At 36.0% G+C, this 17,795-nt stretch carries 15 protein-coding genes and 1 other annotated feature; of the genes, 14 read left to right on the top strand and 1 reads right to left on the bottom strand.

The features are described 5' to 3' along the window. Positions 1 to 93 precede the first annotated feature (93 nt). The 4 genes from LD272_RS10025 to LD272_RS10040 all read left to right on the top strand — a co-directional run bounded on the left by LD272_RS10025 (position 94) and on the right by LD272_RS10040 (position 6,033). The gene (locus tag LD272_RS10025; protein ID WP_226036472.1) at positions 94 to 834 is read left to right on the top strand and encodes a TrmH family RNA methyltransferase; all 741 of its coding nucleotides are present in this window, start codon (positions 94 to 96) and stop codon (positions 832 to 834) included. Positions 835 to 942: 108 nt separating this feature from the next. Then, positions 943 to 1,184, top strand: a binding site (T-box leader). 83 nt (positions 1,185 to 1,267) lie between these two features. Next, entirely contained in the window at positions 1,268 to 2,302 is a 1,035-nt protein-coding gene (pheS, locus tag LD272_RS10030) for a phenylalanine--tRNA ligase subunit alpha (RefSeq protein WP_226036473.1), read from the top strand. 15 nt (positions 2,303 to 2,317) lie between these two features. Continuing rightward, a complete protein-coding gene (gene pheT, locus LD272_RS10035) occupies positions 2,318 to 4,744 on the top strand; it encodes a phenylalanine--tRNA ligase subunit beta (RefSeq protein ID WP_226036474.1) in 2,427 nt (808 codons plus the stop codon). Between the two features lie 275 nt (positions 4,745 to 5,019). Next, on the top strand, positions 5,020 to 6,033 hold the full coding sequence (locus LD272_RS10040) for a TraB/GumN family protein (RefSeq protein WP_226036475.1): 1,014 nt from the start codon (positions 5,020 to 5,022) through the stop codon (positions 6,031 to 6,033). 69 nt (positions 6,034 to 6,102) lie between these two features. On the opposite strand, the gene rnhC is transcribed toward LD272_RS10040, so the two are convergent. Continuing rightward, positions 6,103 to 7,044, bottom strand: coding sequence for a ribonuclease HIII (rnhC, locus tag LD272_RS10045; protein WP_226036476.1), 942 nt, complete (start codon positions 7,042 to 7,044; stop codon positions 6,103 to 6,105). A 127-nt stretch (positions 7,045 to 7,171) separates the two neighbouring features. Here rnhC and zapA point away from each other — a divergent pair, with 127 nt between their 5' ends. The 10 genes from zapA (at position 7,172) to trxA (ending at position 17,736) form a co-directional block, all read left to right on the top strand. Next, positions 7,172 to 7,447: a cell division protein ZapA gene (gene zapA, locus LD272_RS10050; RefSeq protein ID WP_226036477.1), complete on the top strand. Its 276-nt coding sequence runs from the start codon at positions 7,172 to 7,174 to the stop codon at positions 7,445 to 7,447. Then, the gene (locus LD272_RS10055; RefSeq protein ID WP_226036478.1) at positions 7,440 to 7,994 is read left to right on the top strand and encodes a CvpA family protein; all 555 of its coding nucleotides are present in this window, start codon (positions 7,440 to 7,442) and stop codon (positions 7,992 to 7,994) included. The genes zapA and LD272_RS10055 overlap by 8 nt, the downstream gene beginning before the upstream one ends. A 138-nt stretch (positions 7,995 to 8,132) precedes the next feature. After that, complete coding sequence (gene polX, locus LD272_RS10060; protein ID WP_226036479.1) at positions 8,133 to 9,863, top strand: DNA polymerase/3'-5' exonuclease PolX; 1,731 nt, start codon at positions 8,133 to 8,135, stop codon at positions 9,861 to 9,863. A 6-nt stretch (positions 9,864 to 9,869) separates the two neighbouring features. After that, positions 9,870 to 12,212 (top strand): endonuclease MutS2, encoded by a 2,343-nt coding sequence (locus LD272_RS10065; RefSeq protein ID WP_226036480.1) that lies wholly within the window; start codon positions 9,870 to 9,872, stop codon positions 12,210 to 12,212. A 76-nt stretch (positions 12,213 to 12,288) separates the two neighbouring features. Further along, complete coding sequence (locus LD272_RS10070) at positions 12,289 to 12,696, top strand: DUF350 domain-containing protein (protein WP_226036481.1); 408 nt, start codon at positions 12,289 to 12,291, stop codon at positions 12,694 to 12,696. Positions 12,697 to 12,962: 266 nt separating this feature from the next. After that, the gene (locus tag LD272_RS10075) at positions 12,963 to 14,672 is read left to right on the top strand and encodes an AMP-binding protein (RefSeq protein WP_226036482.1); all 1,710 of its coding nucleotides are present in this window, start codon (positions 12,963 to 12,965) and stop codon (positions 14,670 to 14,672) included. Between the two features lie 119 nt (positions 14,673 to 14,791). Then, positions 14,792 to 15,373, top strand: coding sequence for a fatty acid metabolism transcriptional regulator FadR (gene fadR, locus LD272_RS10080; RefSeq protein ID WP_226036483.1), 582 nt, complete (start codon positions 14,792 to 14,794; stop codon positions 15,371 to 15,373). 87 nt (positions 15,374 to 15,460) lie between these two features. Further along, positions 15,461 to 16,234, top strand: coding sequence for an electron transfer flavoprotein subunit beta/FixA family protein (locus LD272_RS10085; RefSeq protein ID WP_226036484.1), 774 nt, complete (start codon positions 15,461 to 15,463; stop codon positions 16,232 to 16,234). Positions 16,235 to 16,249: 15 nt separating this feature from the next. Next, on the top strand, positions 16,250 to 17,230 hold the full coding sequence (locus LD272_RS10090; protein ID WP_226036485.1) for an electron transfer flavoprotein subunit alpha/FixB family protein: 981 nt from the start codon (positions 16,250 to 16,252) through the stop codon (positions 17,228 to 17,230). A 191-nt stretch (positions 17,231 to 17,421) separates the two neighbouring features. After that, positions 17,422 to 17,736: a thioredoxin gene (gene trxA / locus LD272_RS10095; protein WP_226036486.1), complete on the top strand. Its 315-nt coding sequence runs from the start codon at positions 17,422 to 17,424 to the stop codon at positions 17,734 to 17,736. The last annotated feature ends 59 nt before the right edge of the window (positions 17,737 to 17,795 follow it).

Raw genomic sequence — 17,795 nt, forward strand, 5'->3', positions numbered from 1 at the left:
TAAAGCTTTTCCAAAGATAATGTATAATTAGTTTGACCGAATAAGATTGAAATATGTATGATAGATAAGAATAAGCTAGAGGATGATGATTAGATGATAACTTCAGTACAAAATAATAAAGTGAAACATTGGAATAAATTAAAAAAGAAAAAAGATAGAGACAATTGTAACTCATTTCTTATTGAGGGTAATCATATGGTTTTGGAGGCGGTTAATAGTCAATGGGACTTAAAAGAAATTATAGTCCAAGAGGGCACTGTATTACCCGACTTCATAACCAATGTTGATGTTGTATATGTTTCTGATAATGTGTTCAAATCAATTACAGATACTAAAACGCCGCAAGGAATTGCAGCAGTAGTGGCAATGAAACAACCTGAGCTAAAGGATTTTTCTAAGCTTATACTAATCGATGCTGTTCAGGATCCAGGAAACCTAGGGACAATTATCCGAACCGCAGATGCTGCAGGGTTTGATGGTGTTGTATTAGGTGATGGTACTGTCGACTTATATAATGAAAAGGTGATACGCGCAACGCAAGGATCTATCTTTCACTTGCCTATTTTTCAAGAAAATCTCCACGTGGAAATCACAGATTTAAAGGAGAAAGGCTTCCAGGTTTGGGCATCAACATTAGTCGGTGCAAAGCAATTTCAAACCATGCCGATACCAGAAAAAGTAGCTCTAATTGTAGGGAATGAAGGTTCCGGAATTGATCCCTCAATTATTGAACAAGCAGACGAAAAGGTACATATACCAATCTATGGCCAAGCAGAATCGTTAAATGTAAGTGTTGCAGCAGGGATTTTGATTTACTACATTGGATTGAAATGAAAATAATATATTCATACAATTGAAAAGTCATCTTTTTTAAAGGAATTTTATACCTTAAGGTTGCATCTTTGCTTCGCTTTTTCTATAATAAGTAGATAATATGAATATCGACAGGCTAAGAAAGAGTTAGTAAATAATTATAAAATCGTAGACAGGGAAGAAATGCCATAGACTGGGAGCATTTCTAACGAGGTAATTATTGAATTTTCACTCTGGAGCCGATACTAGGACCTTGCATAAGCAAGTAAAGGTGTTCCGGAATATATTTCCGTTATCAAACTCAAGTGGGCATATGTTTATACTATGTCAACAAGGGTGGTACCGCGATTATTACAAGTCTCGTCCCTTTTTGGGGGCGGGGCTTTTTATATGTTTTTATAAAAAGCGACTTGTAGCGGAAATTTTTTTACATATATTAAAGGAGGTTATTTCTATGAAGGAACGGTTACAGGAACTGCAATCAGAAGCATTAGAAAAAGTAGAACGTTCGTCTACACTTTCAGACCTACAAGAAATTCGTGTGGCTTATCTTGGTAAAAAGGGTCCAATCACTGAGGTATTACGAGGGATGGGCAAATTATCCAAAGAAGAGCGGCCAGTAATTGGCGATTTGGCAAATAAAGTTCGTGAGGCTATTACAGCTGAACTTGATAGAAAAAAAACGATATTAGAAAAAAAAGCATTAGAAAAGAAACTGGAGCATGAAACAATTGATGTAACACTTCCAGGGAGACCAGTTCAAGTTGGAGGACCACACTTACTAACAAGTATTGTCGAAGAAATTGAAGATTTGTTCATCGGAATGGGCTTTGAGATAAGAGAAGGCCCAGAAGTTGAAACAGACTACTACAACTTTGAAGCTTTAAATTTACCTAAAGGACACCCCGCTCGTGATATGCAAGATTCATTTTATATTACTGAGGAATTATTGTTACGCACACATACATCACCAGTTCAAGCGCGGACGATGGGGGAATATCAAGGAAGTAAGCCCGTTAAAATGATTTGCCCCGGAAAAGTATATCGTCGTGACACAGATGATGCTACACACTCTCACCAATTTACTCAAGTTGAGGGATTATATGTTGATAAGAATGTTCGTATGAGTGATTTAAAGGGTGTGTTAAACCGTTTTGCTAAGCAGATGTTTGGTGAGGATCGAGAAATTCGTTTGCGTCCTAGCTTCTTTCCGTTCACTGAACCTTCAGTAGAAATGGATATTTCCTGTAAAGTGTGCAGTGGAGTAGGATGTTCGGTATGTAAAGGAACAGGATGGATTGAAATATTAGGTGGTGGAATGGTACATCCACGAGTATTGGAACTTGCTGGGTACGATCCGAAAATCTATAACGGCTTTGCTTTTGGTATGGGACCCGAACGGATTGCTATGCTGAAATACGGCGTCGATGACATACGCCATTTTTACACGAATGATATTAGATTCTTAAAACAGTACCATAAAGCGTAATAGGGAGGTTAAATCATGTTTGTATCTTTAAATTGGTTAAAAAACTATATTGACATAGAAAATATTTCAGCAGAAGAGTTAGCTGAAAAAATTACCAAAACTGGGATTGAAGTAGAAGGTATTGAGTATGTTGCAGAAAAAAGTTCGAATGTTGTTGTCGGTTATGTTAAAGAGTGTGAAAAACATCCAAATGCTGACAAACTAAATTTATGCCTAGTTGATGTAGGTGAAGAAGAACTACAGGTCATTTGTGGTGCGCCAAACATTGCACAAGGTCAAAAAGTTGCAGTAGCAAAACCGGGTGCTGTTTTACCTGGTAATTTTAAAATTAAGAAGGCCAAACTTCGTGGTGTTGAATCAAACGGAATGATATGCTCCCTACAAGAGTTAGGGATAGAAGAAAGATTTGTTCCAAAGGATATAACTGATGGTATTTTTGTTTTTCCTGATGAAGCAGAGGTCGGTATGGATGCTTCACAACTACTTAATTTAGACGATGCTATTTTAGAACTTGGGTTAACACCAAATCGGTCCGATGCACTTAGTATGTTAGGTGTTGCTTATGAGGTTGCCGCAATTTTAGATTTACCTATTCATCTTCCAAGTGAAAAGGTAGAGATGACATCTGAACAAGCTTCTGATTATGTAACTGTTAACGTAGAAGATCCAGAATTAAATCCTTATTACGGTGCGTTTGTTATCAAGGATATTCACATAAGCCATTCACCACTCTGGATGAGAAACTACCTAATGGCTGCGGGAATTCGTCCGATCAATAATGTTGTTGATATTACTAATTATGTATTACTTGAATATGGTCAACCATTACATGCATTTGATTTCGATCAGTTTGGTTCAAAAGAAATTATGGTCCGCCGAGCTAAAGAGAATGAAAAAATGATTACTCTTGACGACCAAGAAAGAACGTTAAACTCGGAACATCTCGTTATAACTAATGGTAACAAGCCAACTGCTTTAGCTGGTGTGATGGGTGGCGCAAATTCTGAAGTATCAAATGAAACGAAGACGGTATTATTAGAAGCTGCGTATTTTTCCCCGTCAGCAGTAAGAAAAGCTTCAAAGGATCACGAACTTAGAAGTGAGTCAAGTACACGATTTGAAAAAGGTGTTGATCCAGATCGTGTGAAACGAGCAGGATTAAGAGCGGCACAACTATTAAGTAAATATGCAAATGGTACTGTATTAAATGGTGTAGTTGAGTTTGATGCGCTTGACAGGTCCGAAGCAATCGTTGAAATGGAAACTAGTAAGATTAACGACCGTCTCGGGACTGAAATTAGTAATGAAGAAATTGTAGACATTTTACGCAAACTGAACTTTAACTTTAATCAGGACGGGGACACTTTTACAATTTATGTCCCGACTAGGCGGCAAGATATCACAATTTTTGAAGACATGGTTGAAGAAGTTGCACGAATTTATGGTTATGACAATCTTCCATTCACATTACCAGAAGGTGCTTCACAAGCTGGAGGTCTAACTGTTCAACAACTATTAAAACGTAATGTGAAAAGCTATTTTGAGAGTGCTGGTTTATTGGAAACTATCACTTATTCTCTTACTAGTAATGCACGCGCTAACCTGTTAGTTAGTCCTGAAGTGAAAAATGATGCAGTCATTCCAGTCAAATTAAAAATGCCGATGAGTGAAGAACATAGCACACTACGTTTAAGTATTCTACCAGAGATGCTTGATTCATTAGCTTATAATACTGCAAGAAAACAAACGAATCTTGGTTATTATGAACTGGGAACAATATTTGTTTCTAAACAAGAAACGGTAACCGAGCAACCAGAAGAACGTTTGCGTGTTGCAGGTGCAGTAACAGGAGAATGGGTATCACATGCATGGCAACAAGAGAAAAAGACAGCTGACTTTTTCCTTGTTAAGGGAATTGTGGAAGGTTTTTTCAGAAAATTAAACATAAGGGTCGAATATAAGCAAGTAAAAATGGATGGTATGCATCCTGGAAGAACTGCTCAAATTTACCTAGCAGAAAGACCAATTGGTTTTATTGGTCAAATTCACCCAGAATTGCAAAATGATTATAATTTAAAGGATACCTATGTCTTTGATATAGATGTAGATTACATTTTTGAAGTACAACAGAATGAGCCAAGCTTTCAAAAAATTCCGCGCTATCCTTCGATATCAAGGGACATTGCATTAGTAGTAGATGAAGGCATAAGCGCTCTTGATATTCAGACTACTATTGAACAAGCGGGTGGTTCACTTGTTAAAGAAATACAAGTTTTTGATGTTTACCAAGGCGAGCATTTAACTAAAGGGAAAAAATCTATTGCATTTAACATTCTTTATTTAGATCCAGAAAGAACTTTAAAAGATGAAGAAGTAGAGAAATCCTATCAAGCGATTTTATCTGCTGTACAAGAAGCACATCAAGCAGAATTAAGAGGATAATGAAAAAAAAGCGTGAGGTCTTTATGATTCTCACGTATTTTTTCTTTGTTAGCTTACTAAAATGGTTACCAAGTGGATAACTAATATAGGATTGTGCCACGTCAAGCTCCGGCGAAATAGCATCAGGAGAAATTACTTCGAAGTGGTTTTGCGCTGAGACTTTCTAAACCTTGCCAGGGTGGAGCAAGGTGTCTGCGCTTTTGTTTTAATATCGAACGATTTAACAAGTCTGACAATCTACTGCGGATATATTGAATCAGGGGGGGAAGCGTAGTTTGAAAATAAATAGAGTAGGATTTTTATTAGTTATAGCTTCGATGTTCATTGGTCTTTTGGGTTGTCAAAATAATTCTACCAATGATAAACAAGCAGATGATGAGAGTGTAGAAGTACAAGAAACGGTAAAAGAGAAAGACAAGATTGAAAAAGCTGCAGATAAAGAGGCACCTTTCTTTTGGCGCGTTGAAGAGGATGGTAAGACTGTTTACATGTTAGGCTCCATTCATGTTGGAAATGAAGACATGTACCCACTAAATGACAAGGTAGAAGCTGCTTATGAAAAGTCAGATGCGTTAGTAGTTGAAGCTAATGTGTTAGAAATTGACACCCTATCAGAAGATATAATAACGAAAGCAATTTATTCTGATGGATCAAAATTACCAGATCACTTAAGTGATGATACTTTTCAGCAGTTGACTACTTTTATTGACACGTATAGTGATATGGAAATCGATATTGAATCACTTTCTCACTTTGAGCCATGGTTTATCGAAATGCTGTTATCCGATTTGTATTTCTCGCACTTTGAATCATTAACCAGCGATTATGGAGTGGATCATTACTTTCTTTCTAAAGCAAAAAGTGAACAGAAAGAAATAATTGAATTGGAAGGATTATATAAGCAACTCGATTTTTCAGATACTAAGCCAGAAGAATTACAAATCTATGCTTTAGAAGAAATGCTTACTGCTCTTGAAGAAGGGAATGGAGATGAGATTCGTTCTTTGGTTGATGCTTGGAAATCAGGTGATGAAGAACAATTAGAGAATGTGCTTTATGTTCCAACGGATTCTAATGAAATAGCGAATAAAGCTGAGGTTTATGAGGAACAGCTTTTAGAAAACAGAAATATTGAGATGATAGACAAAATAGAAAACTATTTAAAAGACGGAGAATATAGTACGTATTTTGTTATCGTAGGTGCAGCGCACTTCCTAGATGAATACGGATTAGATATTTTGTTAGAAGATAAGGGCTATGATGTTCAACCATTTAGTGAAATGGATTGATGTTTTTAGCACACCAAAACCACGCGATAACTTTGGTGTGCTAAATGACTTATTTATCTTACTGGGAACTTATTTAGTATTATAATTCTCTGCTTTTTTTGTGTTAGCAAAATGTACTTTGGCATATTTGTATAGTTCGACTTCGCCACTCTTAGCTAAGATACTTCCTGCAACTTTATCAACCTTTTGAGAGGCTCCTTTAGGAAGAGTTAAGCCGGCTAATTTAGATAACTTGTCCATCTCCTTTACAAAGCTTGCTCTAGCAATAATCGAACCAGCAGCTACTGCAATGGAGTAGCTTTCAGCTTTTGTCATGAAGTAAACTTTTTCCTGTAATACCTCTTTCTCTGATTTAAGGTGGTTTATATAACTGTGCGGTTGAGAAAATTGATCAATTAAAATTCCATCCGGCTTATCTGGTTCCATCTTTTTAAGAAGTTTTGTAATAGCATGATGGTGAAGCATTGTTTTCATTTTTCCCTGGGTCCAACCTTTTTTTTGTAGTTGATTATACTTCTCGTTATGTAAAATAACGAGTGAATAGGGTATCTTCATTTTGACTAATTCTCTAGCAATTAATTGTATATTATCATCGGTTAGGTTCTTGGAGTCTTTGACACCAATCTTTTTAAGCAAGGGAATTTGCTCTTTGGATACGTATGCGGCTGCTACTGTAATTGGTCCAAAATAATCGCCTGTTCCTGCTTCATCTGAACCAATATGAGAACTAGTAAAGAGAGTTGACGCTGGTGCATACGCATGGGTTGATTTTTGAATGCTACTTTTTTTCTTTGATGATGTATTTTCATTGATGCTTCCCCACTTAGATGCTTCGGTTTCAGGTGATGCACCTTGAAATAGTACCTTGCCAGATTTATAAGCAGTAATTGAACTATTACTTGTCTTTGCAGCAAATATAGCTCCAGGAGGACAAGCTTTTAAAGACCTGGCATAGTAGTTTTTTAACATTTGAATTTTTTCGTGTGATAGTTTTAAGACAACTTGTGGCATAGTATCTCTCCAATTCATTAATTACATCTAGTATAGCAAATATTATAGGCTACAGAATAGTTTCCTTAATGATAGTCTTCATGTTAATATTAAATTTAGGATTTGATACAGATGAGGGGGTATAAACGTGTCCCAATCAGATAAAACACGTACTACTGTTGATATATATGGTAAATCTTATACGATAGTTGGTAATGAACAAGCATACCATGTCAGAATGGTCTCTAGTCTTGTTGATCAAAAAATGCGCGAAATTCACGATGCCAACAAAAGTTTAGATACTACCAGGTTGGCTGTTTTAACTGCAGTGAATACAATGAATGATTATTTAAAGCTGAAAGACGAATACACAGAACTAATAGGTTCAATAAAAAAGAAAGAGGAAATGGAAAAAAATGATTGATTTTATTTTATTGGGAATACTAATTTTAGGGGTCTTTATTGGTATAAAAAGAGGATTTATTTTACAATTATTTCACCTTATTGGGTTCATTGTCGCATTTATTGTCTCTGTTCTTTATTATGACAAATTGTCGTCAAAATTGGATTTGTGGATTCCATATCCAGATTTACCTGAGAACGCTACATGGGCTGTTTTTCTGGATACCTTGCCGTTAGAGTCGGCATTTTATAATGCCATCGCTTTTGCTGCATTATTCTTTGTTACGAAGATAGTGTTGCAAATTATCGCATCAATGTTAGATTTCGTTGCTGATTTACCAATACTTAACTCTATTAACGGGATATTAGGTGCTATTTTAGGTTTTCTGGAGACATACTTTATTCTGTTTATTATTCTTTACATATTAGCATTAGCACCAGTCGAATTTATTCAAAACAGATTAGGTAATTCCTCAGTCACAGCGTTTATGATAGATCATACTCCGTACATATCCGATCAAATAAAAACGTTGTGGTTTGAACATGTAGTAACTCTTTTTGATAAATAACTCTCCCGACTAGAGGGTCGAAATACGATGTTAAGCATAGTAAAACCCTTGCAGACAATCAGCAAGGGTTTTATCACTTTAAAAGTTTAATTGAAATTCATCTATCAAATTTAAAAAGAGTTAAGGAGGATTTAGAAAATGGCAGTGGATAAAAAGGACGTTATTAAATTACTAGAAACCATATCTATCTATTTGGAATTAAAAGGTGAAAATACTTTCAAAGTATCCGCATATCGTAAAGCTGCACAGGCACTGGAATCAGATGATCGATCATTAACTGAGATAGACAATTTCACTAAAATAACAGGAATTGGTAAAGGAACATCAGCAGTTATTGAAGAATTCATTACTAATGAATTCTCTGATACCTTACAACAGTTAAAAGATGAAGTACCTAAGGGATTAATTCCGTTATTACAATTACCCGGACTTGGTGGAAAGAAATTGTCAAAGCTATATCAAGAATTAGGTATTACGGATGTAGCATCATTAAAATTAGCGTGTGAAAATGGTAAGGTTGAAGAATTAAGTGGGTTTGGCAAGAAGTCTGCCGAGAAGATACTAAAAGGATTGAACGAAGTATCTAATCGTCCTGAACGATTACCAATTGCTTTTATGATGCCCATCGTAGAAAAAATAGAGAAAATTTTAAGTGAGATAGATGCGGTTGAAAAGTTTTCAAGAGCAGGTAGTATTCGTCGAATGAGCGAGACAATTAAAGACTTAGACTTTATTATTGGTTCAGAGCAACCATTACTTGTTAGAGATGAATTGTTACAAATCAAAGATATAAAAAACACGATTGCGTCTGGTGAAACGAAGGTTTCTATTGTTTTGGATGAAGGTTATGATGTCAATATCGACTTTCGCATTGTCTCACCTAAAGAATTTGCTACCACATTACATCATTTTACGGGATCTAAAGAACATAATGTCGCCATGAGACAATTAGCAAAATCTAAAGGTTTGAAAATTAATGAGTATGGTCTAGAAAAGATTGAAACAAATGATATTATTACTTTTGATAGCGAAGAGGACTTCTTTGGTAACTTTGGTCTAAATTATATTCCACCGGAGCTAAGAGAAAATAAAGGAGAAATTGATGCATTCCGTTCGGACGTTCCTCTCGTCAACTTTAATGACATACGTGGTGATTTACATATGCACACGACGTGGAGTGATGGTGCCCAAACTATCGAAGAAATGGCGAATAAGGCAATGGAACGAGGATATGAATATATAGCTATTACAGATCATTCAAAGTTTTTGAAAGTTGCAAATGGTCTTGATGAAAATAAATTGCGAAAACAACGCGATGAGATTAATCGGTTAAATCAAAAGTACACGAATTTTCATATTTTCGCAGGAGTTGAAATGGATATTTTACCTGATGGGAGTTTAGATTTTTCTAATGATTTTTTACAAGAGATGGACTATGTGATTGGTGCTATTCATTCAAGCTTTAACCAATCACAAGACAAGATTATGAAAAGATTACATGCTGCTCTAAATAATCCACATGTAACTATTATTGCGCATCCTACCGGTAGGCTAATCGGTCGCAGACAAGGTTACCAAGTTGATGTTGAACAGTTAATTGAAGGTGCGAAACAAACAGGAACTGTGCTTGAATTAAACGCAAATCCTAACAGGTTTGATTTGTCATCTGAATGGTTGAAAATTGCACAAGAACAGAAAGTTAACGTAGCTGTTAACACTGATGCACATAGTTATATGTCTTTAGAAAATATGGAAATAGGTATGGGTATTGCAAGAAAGGGTTGGTTACGAAAAGAAACCGTGATTAATACCTGGCCGAAAGAAGAGTTGCAAAAGCTATTTAGAAGTAAAGGATTAAAAAAGGAGTAAAAGGCCATGAATAGTCGAATATTTAATGTTTTAGAATATAACAAAATAATAGAAATGTTAAACGCACAGGCTGCTTCTAGCCTTGGAAAACAAAGAACTTCAATCCTGAAGCCATCAACTGAATTGGAAGCAATTATACAATTACAAGAAGAGACAGATGAAGCAGCTAATGTGCTCCGCCTAAAGGGTAATGTACCATTAGGTGGAATCTTTGATATCAAACCAAGCATTAAGCGAACGGTCATTGGTGGAATATTGAACCCACATGAGTGCTTAGATGTAGCGAGCACTGTCTATGGCGGCAAACAACTAAAAAGTTTTATAGAGGATATGGAAGAGCCAGAATTACCTATATTGAGAGAATTAATCAGTCAAATCATGCCACTAAATGATTTAGAACGTCAAATAAAAAGCTGTATTGACGATCATGGACATGTGATGGATGGTGCATCTGACAAACTTCGGACAATAAGGTCAAAGATTAGAACAAGTGAAAGTAGATTACGTGATAAGCTGGATTCATATACGAAAACAAAAAGTAAAATGCTGTCAGATTCGATTGTTACGATACGTAATGATCGATATGTTTTACCAGTTAAACAGGAATATCGTGGCGCAATTGGAGGGATCGTTCACGACCAATCCGCTTCGGGTGCTACCTTGTTTATTGAGCCGCAATCCGTAGTTGATTTAAATAATCAACTTCAAGAAGCACGTGTCCAAGAGACGAATGAAATAGAACGGATCTTAGGAGAACTTTCTCAAAAGATTGCAACGGATGAATCATATTTATATCAGAATGTGGAAGCATTAGCTCAAATAGACTTTATGTTTGCAAGAGCGAAGTTAGGGCATGTCATGCGAGCATCCATGCCTAAAATGAATGACCAGGGAATTATTAAGATGAAACAGGCTAGGCACCCATTAATTCCCAAAGAAGAAGTTGTTCCAAACGATGTTGAAATTGGGGAAGATTATACGGCAATTGTTATTACGGGCCCAAACACCGGTGGTAAAACCGTGACCTTGAAAATGGTTGGTTTGTGCACATTAATGGCTCAATCGGGATTACAAATCCCAGCATTAGACGGTTGTGAGATGGCTGTTTTCTCTAATGTTTTTGCAGATATTGGAGATGAACAATCAATTGAGCAAAGTTTGAGTACATTTTCTTCTCATATGACTAACATTGTTAGCATACTAAACCATGTTGATAATGAGACTTTAGTCCTTTTTGATGAACTCGGAGCAGGTACTGACCCTCAAGAAGGTGCGGCGCTTGCCATGTCAATATTGGATCAAGTAGTTAGTCGTGGCGCAAGAATTATAGCTACAACTCATTATCCTGAATTAAAAGCATACGGATACAATAGAAAAGACGCAGTTAATGCCTCAGTAGAATTCAATGTGGAAACGCTAAGCCCAACATACCGTCTGCTAATTGGTGTGCCGGGGCGTAGTAATGCATTTGAAATATCTAGAAGATTAGGATTAAGTGAAACGGTTATAGAAACTGCTAAATCACATATTGGTACTGACTCCAAAAGCGTTGAAAATATGATAGCTTCACTGGAAGAGTCAAGAAGAGGAGCAGAACGTGACTATCAACGAGCCGAGCAGGTACTGACTGAAGCGGAAGAATTAAAGCGAGATTTGGAAAAACAATGGTCACAACTAGAGAGTAAACGTGAAGAGCTTTATAAGAAAGCGGAAGTAAAAGCTGAAAAGGCGCTACAAAAAGCAAGGGAAGAAGCAGAACTTATTGTATCCGAGTTACGTAGTGTTAAAAATCAAGCTAATTTAAAGGAACATGAGTGGATTGAAGCAAGGAAAATGTTTGATGAAGCACAACCTAAATTAACAAAGAAACGGGAAGAAAAGGTAAAAGAAGTAGATACGAAGAGAGATCTTCAAGCTGGTGATGAAGTTAAACTACTTACATTAAACCAAAATGGAACTATAATTGACAAGGTTAGCGATAAAGAATTTCAAGTGCAGATTGGTGCAATGAAAGTGAAAGTAAAAAGAAAAGACCTTCAGTTTTTAAAAAGGGAGGAACCTCAAGTTGTAAAGCCTATGACTACAGTTAAGGGCTCAGCTTACCAAGTAAAGACTGAGCTAGATTTAAGGGGAGAGCGCTTTGAAGATGCACTTCATCGTTTAGAGAAATATGTTGATGATGCTCTCTTAGCTGGCTATCCAAATGTTTCTATTATACATGGAAAAGGAACTGGTGCACTTCGAACCGGAGTACAATCATTTGCTAAAAAACATCGCCAAATAGAATCCTACCGTTTTGGAGGTATGAACGAAGGTGGTAGCGGGGTAACTATTCTAGAATTTAGGTAATGTTATTAGGATTAATTGTGGAAATAGTCTATTCCTTGGCAACAAAGCAGATTTCCAATAATCGGGAGGTGATATAATGAGTGGTTTTTGGGAGAATGTATTTATAGAAACTGCAGCCAGATATAGCGTAGCAGTCTTATGTCTAGTAGTTTTTCTGGCTGTTTTTGAGTTAGTAACTTCCTATAAAAATTGGGAAGAAATTAAAAACGGTAATTTCTCTGTAGCTATGGCAACTGGCGGGAAAATTTTCGGTATTGCAAACATATTTAGATATTCCATTGAGCATAACGATACCTTAATAGAAAGTATTACCTGGGGGACCTATGGTTTTATACTATTATTGTTTGGATATTTTATCTTTGAGTTTTTAACTCCTACTTATAAAATTGATCAGGAAATTGCGAAGGATAACCGTGCTGTAGGATTTATATCAATGATTATTTCAATTGGCTTATCCTTTGTAATAGGGGCTAGTATTGGATAGAGGAGAGAAGGATGTTGAAAACACTTGCTAAAGTTTTAATCGGTGTAGCAGTTTTATTTTTTATTGTTGGATTAATATTTATATTTCGAACTCCTTAATACACTCACCCCAAAATCGTATTATTAGTAATACGCTCTTTTGGGGGATTGTTTTATGGATGAAATTCACAGTTTAAATAGTAAAATTTGTAAACTTAAGGATAAAAATATTTAAAAAATTATGAATAGTGGTTATAATGGAATTAAGTAAAAAAAGGAGGTAGTTAAATGAGTGAAAAACTTAAGGAGAAGACATGGCTTTCTCATTATCCAAAGGGGATACCAACTAGTTTGACTTATGAAGAAAAACCGCTTCATGCATTCTTAGAAGAAAGAGCTAAAAGTAACCCAAATATGAAAGCGCTTCACTTTATGGGTAAAGAGCTTACGTATGAGGAAGTTTACAAACAAGCAAAGAAATTAGCAGCTTATTTACAGCAATTAGGATTGGAAAAAGGGGATAGGGTATCGATTATGTTACCTAATAGTCCGCAAGCAGTGATTAGTTATTATGGTGTTTTAATAGCTGGTGGTGTAGTAGTTCAAACTAACCCGCTATACCAAGAAAGAGAGTTAGAATACCAAATAAAAGACTCTGATTGCAAAATGATTATTTGCTTAGACTTATTATTTCCTAGGGTTCTAAAAGTTAAAGAAACAACGTCATTAGAACATGTAATTGTTACAGGAATTAAAGATTATTTACCATTTCCAAAAAATCTTCTTTATCCATTGGTTCAAAAAAAGCAGAAAACTAAAGTTCCTAAAGTGAATCAGACTACTGAAGTTCATCCATGGACAATGATAATGGCAAAGCAAAGTGCGGAGCTTAAGTATTGTCAAGTAGATCCCAAAGAAGATCTAGCTTTATTACAGTATACTGGCGGAACAACAGGTTTTCCAAAAGGTGTAATGTTGACGCATTATAATTTAGTGTCAAATGTGCAAATGTGTAGCAACTGGCTTGATGAAGAAAGAGAGACACAGGATACTGTATTAGGTGTTCTTCCCTTTTTTCACGTTTATGGTATGACTACGGTAATGAATTATTCGGTTTATACTGGTTCAAAGATGGTACTCATTCCTAAGTTTGATGTTGAGGATGTATTAAAGACAATTGAAAAGCAACGCCCAACCATTTTTCCAGGTGCACCAACTATTTATATAGCTTTATTAAACCATCCTAAACTTAAGCAATATGACTTATCCTCGATTGAGTCATGTATAAGTGGATCTGCACCGCTACCAAGTGAGATTCAGGAGCAATTCGAGCGTGAAACTGGTGGTCGATTAATAGAAGGCTATGGATTAACAGAGTCTTCACCTGTTACACATGCAAATTTCTTAGCAACTGGTTTAGTTCATGGTGGTATTGGTGTGCCATGGCCTGATACTGATGCCAAAATAATTGGTACGGGATTGGACGATGAAGTAAAACAAGGAGATATTGGGGAAATTGCTGTTAAAGGTCCTCAAATAATGAGAGGGTATTGGAATAATAGTGAAGAGACTGAGCAAGTACTTAAAGATGGTTGGTTATTAACGGGTGATATTGGTTATATGGATGAAAATGGCTGTTTTTATGTAATTGATAGAAAAAAGGATATGATTATTGCTGGTGGATACAATATTTATCCTCGAGAAGTGGAAGATGTCTTATATGAACATGAAGGAATTCAAGAAACTGTAGTGGCAGGTATTCCTGATCCTTATAGAGGTGAGACAGTCAAAGCTTACATCGTTTTAAAAGAGGGTCAACATGTAGACGAGAAATCTTTAGATGAATTTTGCAGGGAAAGAATGGCTGTTTATAAAGTTCCTAAGATTTATGAATTTAGAGAAGAATTGCCAAAAACAGCTGTCGGTAAAATTTTGAGAAGAAAATTAGTTGAAGATGAAAGAAAAAAATTGAATGATGTAGACGATGTTTCTGTTTAGAACTATTTCCTATTGGATAATTAGGACGGGTTAAACCTATTGACAAAATAGAATAATGGTTGTACGATAAATATGAATGAATAGTCATTCATATTTATCGTTAGTTAGGAGCATCAGGAATGAAAAATAGCAAACCGAAATTCAAACAAATTATAGACGCAGCAGTTATTGTTATTGCAGAAAATGGCTATCATGCTTCTCAAGTATCAAAAATTGCAAAAACTGCGGGTGTAGCAGACGGGACGATTTATCTTTATTTTAAAAATAAAGAAGATATTCTTGTATCTGTTTTTCAGGAAAAAATGGGCCAATTCATAGAAAAGACAGAACACGAAATTAATTTAAAACAAAATGCTGAAGAGAAGCTGAAGACATTAATTCTGATGCACTTCAAACAACTTTCAGAAGATCATGATTTAGCAATCGTAACTCAACTAGAACTGAGGCAATCGAATAAGGAACTTAGGCTAAAGATTAACGATGTGTTGAAGCGTTATCTCGTTATTATTGATCGTATTGTTGAAGAGGGGATGAACGAAGGACTCTTTCAACCGAAAATGAACATTCGTTTAGTCCGGCATATGATTTTTGGAACGCTTGACGAAACGGTTACCAATTGGGTAATGAAAGAGCAAAAGTATCGACTCGAGGATCAAGTTAATGACGTTCACGAATTATTAATCAATGGATTGTCCAGATGATTGATAACTCCTGATTAATTTGTTATCTCCTCAGGCAATTTTCTCTAATTAATACTTTTAAATTTAAAGAAAGGGGATGGATAGAAAATGAATATCTTCGTACTCATGAAAAGCACATTTGATACGGAAGAAAAAATAGTAGTGAAAGATGGAAGGATTGATGATGATGGTGCTGAATTCATCATCAATCCATATGATGAATATGCAATTGAAGAGGCCATTAATCAACGCGATACAAACGGTGGCGAGGTTACTGTTGTAACTGTAGGTAATGGTGATTCTGAAAAGCAGCTGAGAACAGCCCTTGCTATGGGGGCGGATAAGGCTGTATTAATTAATACAGAAGAAGATTTGGAGCAAGGTGATCAATTTTCAACTGTGAAAATACTAGAGGCTTACTTTGAAAGTAAAGAAATTGACTTAATTTTAGCAGGAAACGTGGCAATTGATGAGGCAAGCGGTCAAGTTGGACCTAGATTAGCGGAAAGATTAACTATTCCTTATGTAACTACCATTACAGCTTTAACTATTGATGGAGATAAAGTTTCAATAGAGAGGGATGTAGAGGGCGATACCGAAATGGTTGAGTCGACACTACCTTTACTAGTTACTTGTCAACAAGGTTTAAATGAACCGCGCTATCCATCTTTACCTGGCATAATGAAAGCAAAGAAAAAACCATTAGAAGAATTAGAACTCGATGATTTGGATTTAGATGAAGAAGACGTGGAGATGAAAACAAAAACGATTGAAATCTTTCTTCCACCAGAACGTGAATCAGGGAAGGTCTTAGAAGGGGACATAGATAATCAAGTTAAAGAACTAGTAACTTTATTAAAAACTGAAGCAAAAGTATTATAGAAAGGAGAGACTTCAATGAGTAGAAAAGTGTTAGTTATAGGTGAAGTACGTGACAATGTATTACGTAATGTGACCTTTGAGGCTATTGCGGCAGCTAAAACGATAAGTGAGGGAGGGGAACTTGTCGGGGTTATATGTGGAGACGGTGAACTCGAACAATTAGGCAATGAAATGGTTCACTATGGTTCAAATCGTGTAATAACTGTTCAAAACGAAAAACTGAAAGCGTATTCTTCAGAAGGCTATGCACAGGCAGTACTTCAAGTGATAAATGAGGAATCTCCAGATGCAATTATGATGGGACATACCGCTATTGGAAAAGATTTGACACCAAAGCTTGCTAGTAGACTAGAAATCGGGTTAATATCTGACGCCACTGAAGTAGAAGTAGTTGGCGGAAATATAGTATTTACTCGACCTATTTATTCTGGTAAAGCATTTGAGAAAAAGATGGTAACAGAAGGTATTATTTTTGCAACAATTCGGCCAAATAACATAGTTCCTTTAGAACGAGACGAATCTAAACAAGGCAATGTTTCTACATCACAAGTTGAGATTTCGGATTTAAGAACAGTAATTAAAGATGTTGTTAGAAAGACAACTGAAGGAGTCGATTTGTCCGAAGCAAAAGTAGTTGTAGCTGGTGGGCGTGGCGTCAAGAGTGATGAAGGCTTTAAACCTTTGTATGAACTGGCAGAGGCGTTAGGAGGGGCTGTTGGAGCTTCTCGTGGAGCTTGTGATGCCGACTATTGTGATTATTCCTTACAAATAGGTCAAACAGGGAAAGTGGTTACCCCAGATTTGTATATCGCCTGTGGTATTTCAGGGGCAATACAGCATTTGGCTGGGATGTCGAACTCTAAAGTCATTGTTGCTATTAATAAAGACCCAGAGGCAAATATTTTCAATGTTGCAGATTATGGTATAGTCGGGGACCTATTTGAAGTTCTACCGAAATTAATTGATGAAATAAAGCAATTGAAAGTTAACGCATAACAGAAATATAAAAATAACATATATTACTGCAACAGGATAATCCTGTTGCAGTTTTTAGCATATGGTTGTCAACAACTGAATGAATTAAGTTCATTAGGGAATAGATATAGTAAAGCAAACTAGTAGCAATTTAACAAAACAGAATGATATACTTTTCATGAAATGAATGTAAATATGAGGAGGAATTATAAATGGCGATTGTAGCCGGTACAGATCAAAACTTCAGCACAGAGACAAGTGAAGGTGTTGTATTAGCAGATTTTTGGGCACCATGGTGTGGACCTTGTAAAATGATTGCTCCAGTCCTTGAAGAAATTGACGGAGAAATGAACGATCAAGTGAAAATTGTGAAACTTGATGTTGATGAGAACCAAGAGACTGCAGGGAAATTTGGTGTAATGAGCATCCCAACTCTTCTTTTATTTAAAGATGGAGAAGTTGTCGAGCAAGTTGTAGGTTTTCAACCAAAAGAAGCTTTGGTTGAACTAATTAACAAACACTCTTAAAAGACTTTTAATACTCTGCTTAAAACAATCCCTTGTTGCCAACTATGTAACAAGGGATT

This window comes from Aquibacillus saliphilus (assembly GCF_020404745.1).
Classification (GTDB): Bacteria; Bacillota; Bacilli; order Bacillales; family Amphibacillaceae; genus Aquibacillus; species Aquibacillus saliphilus.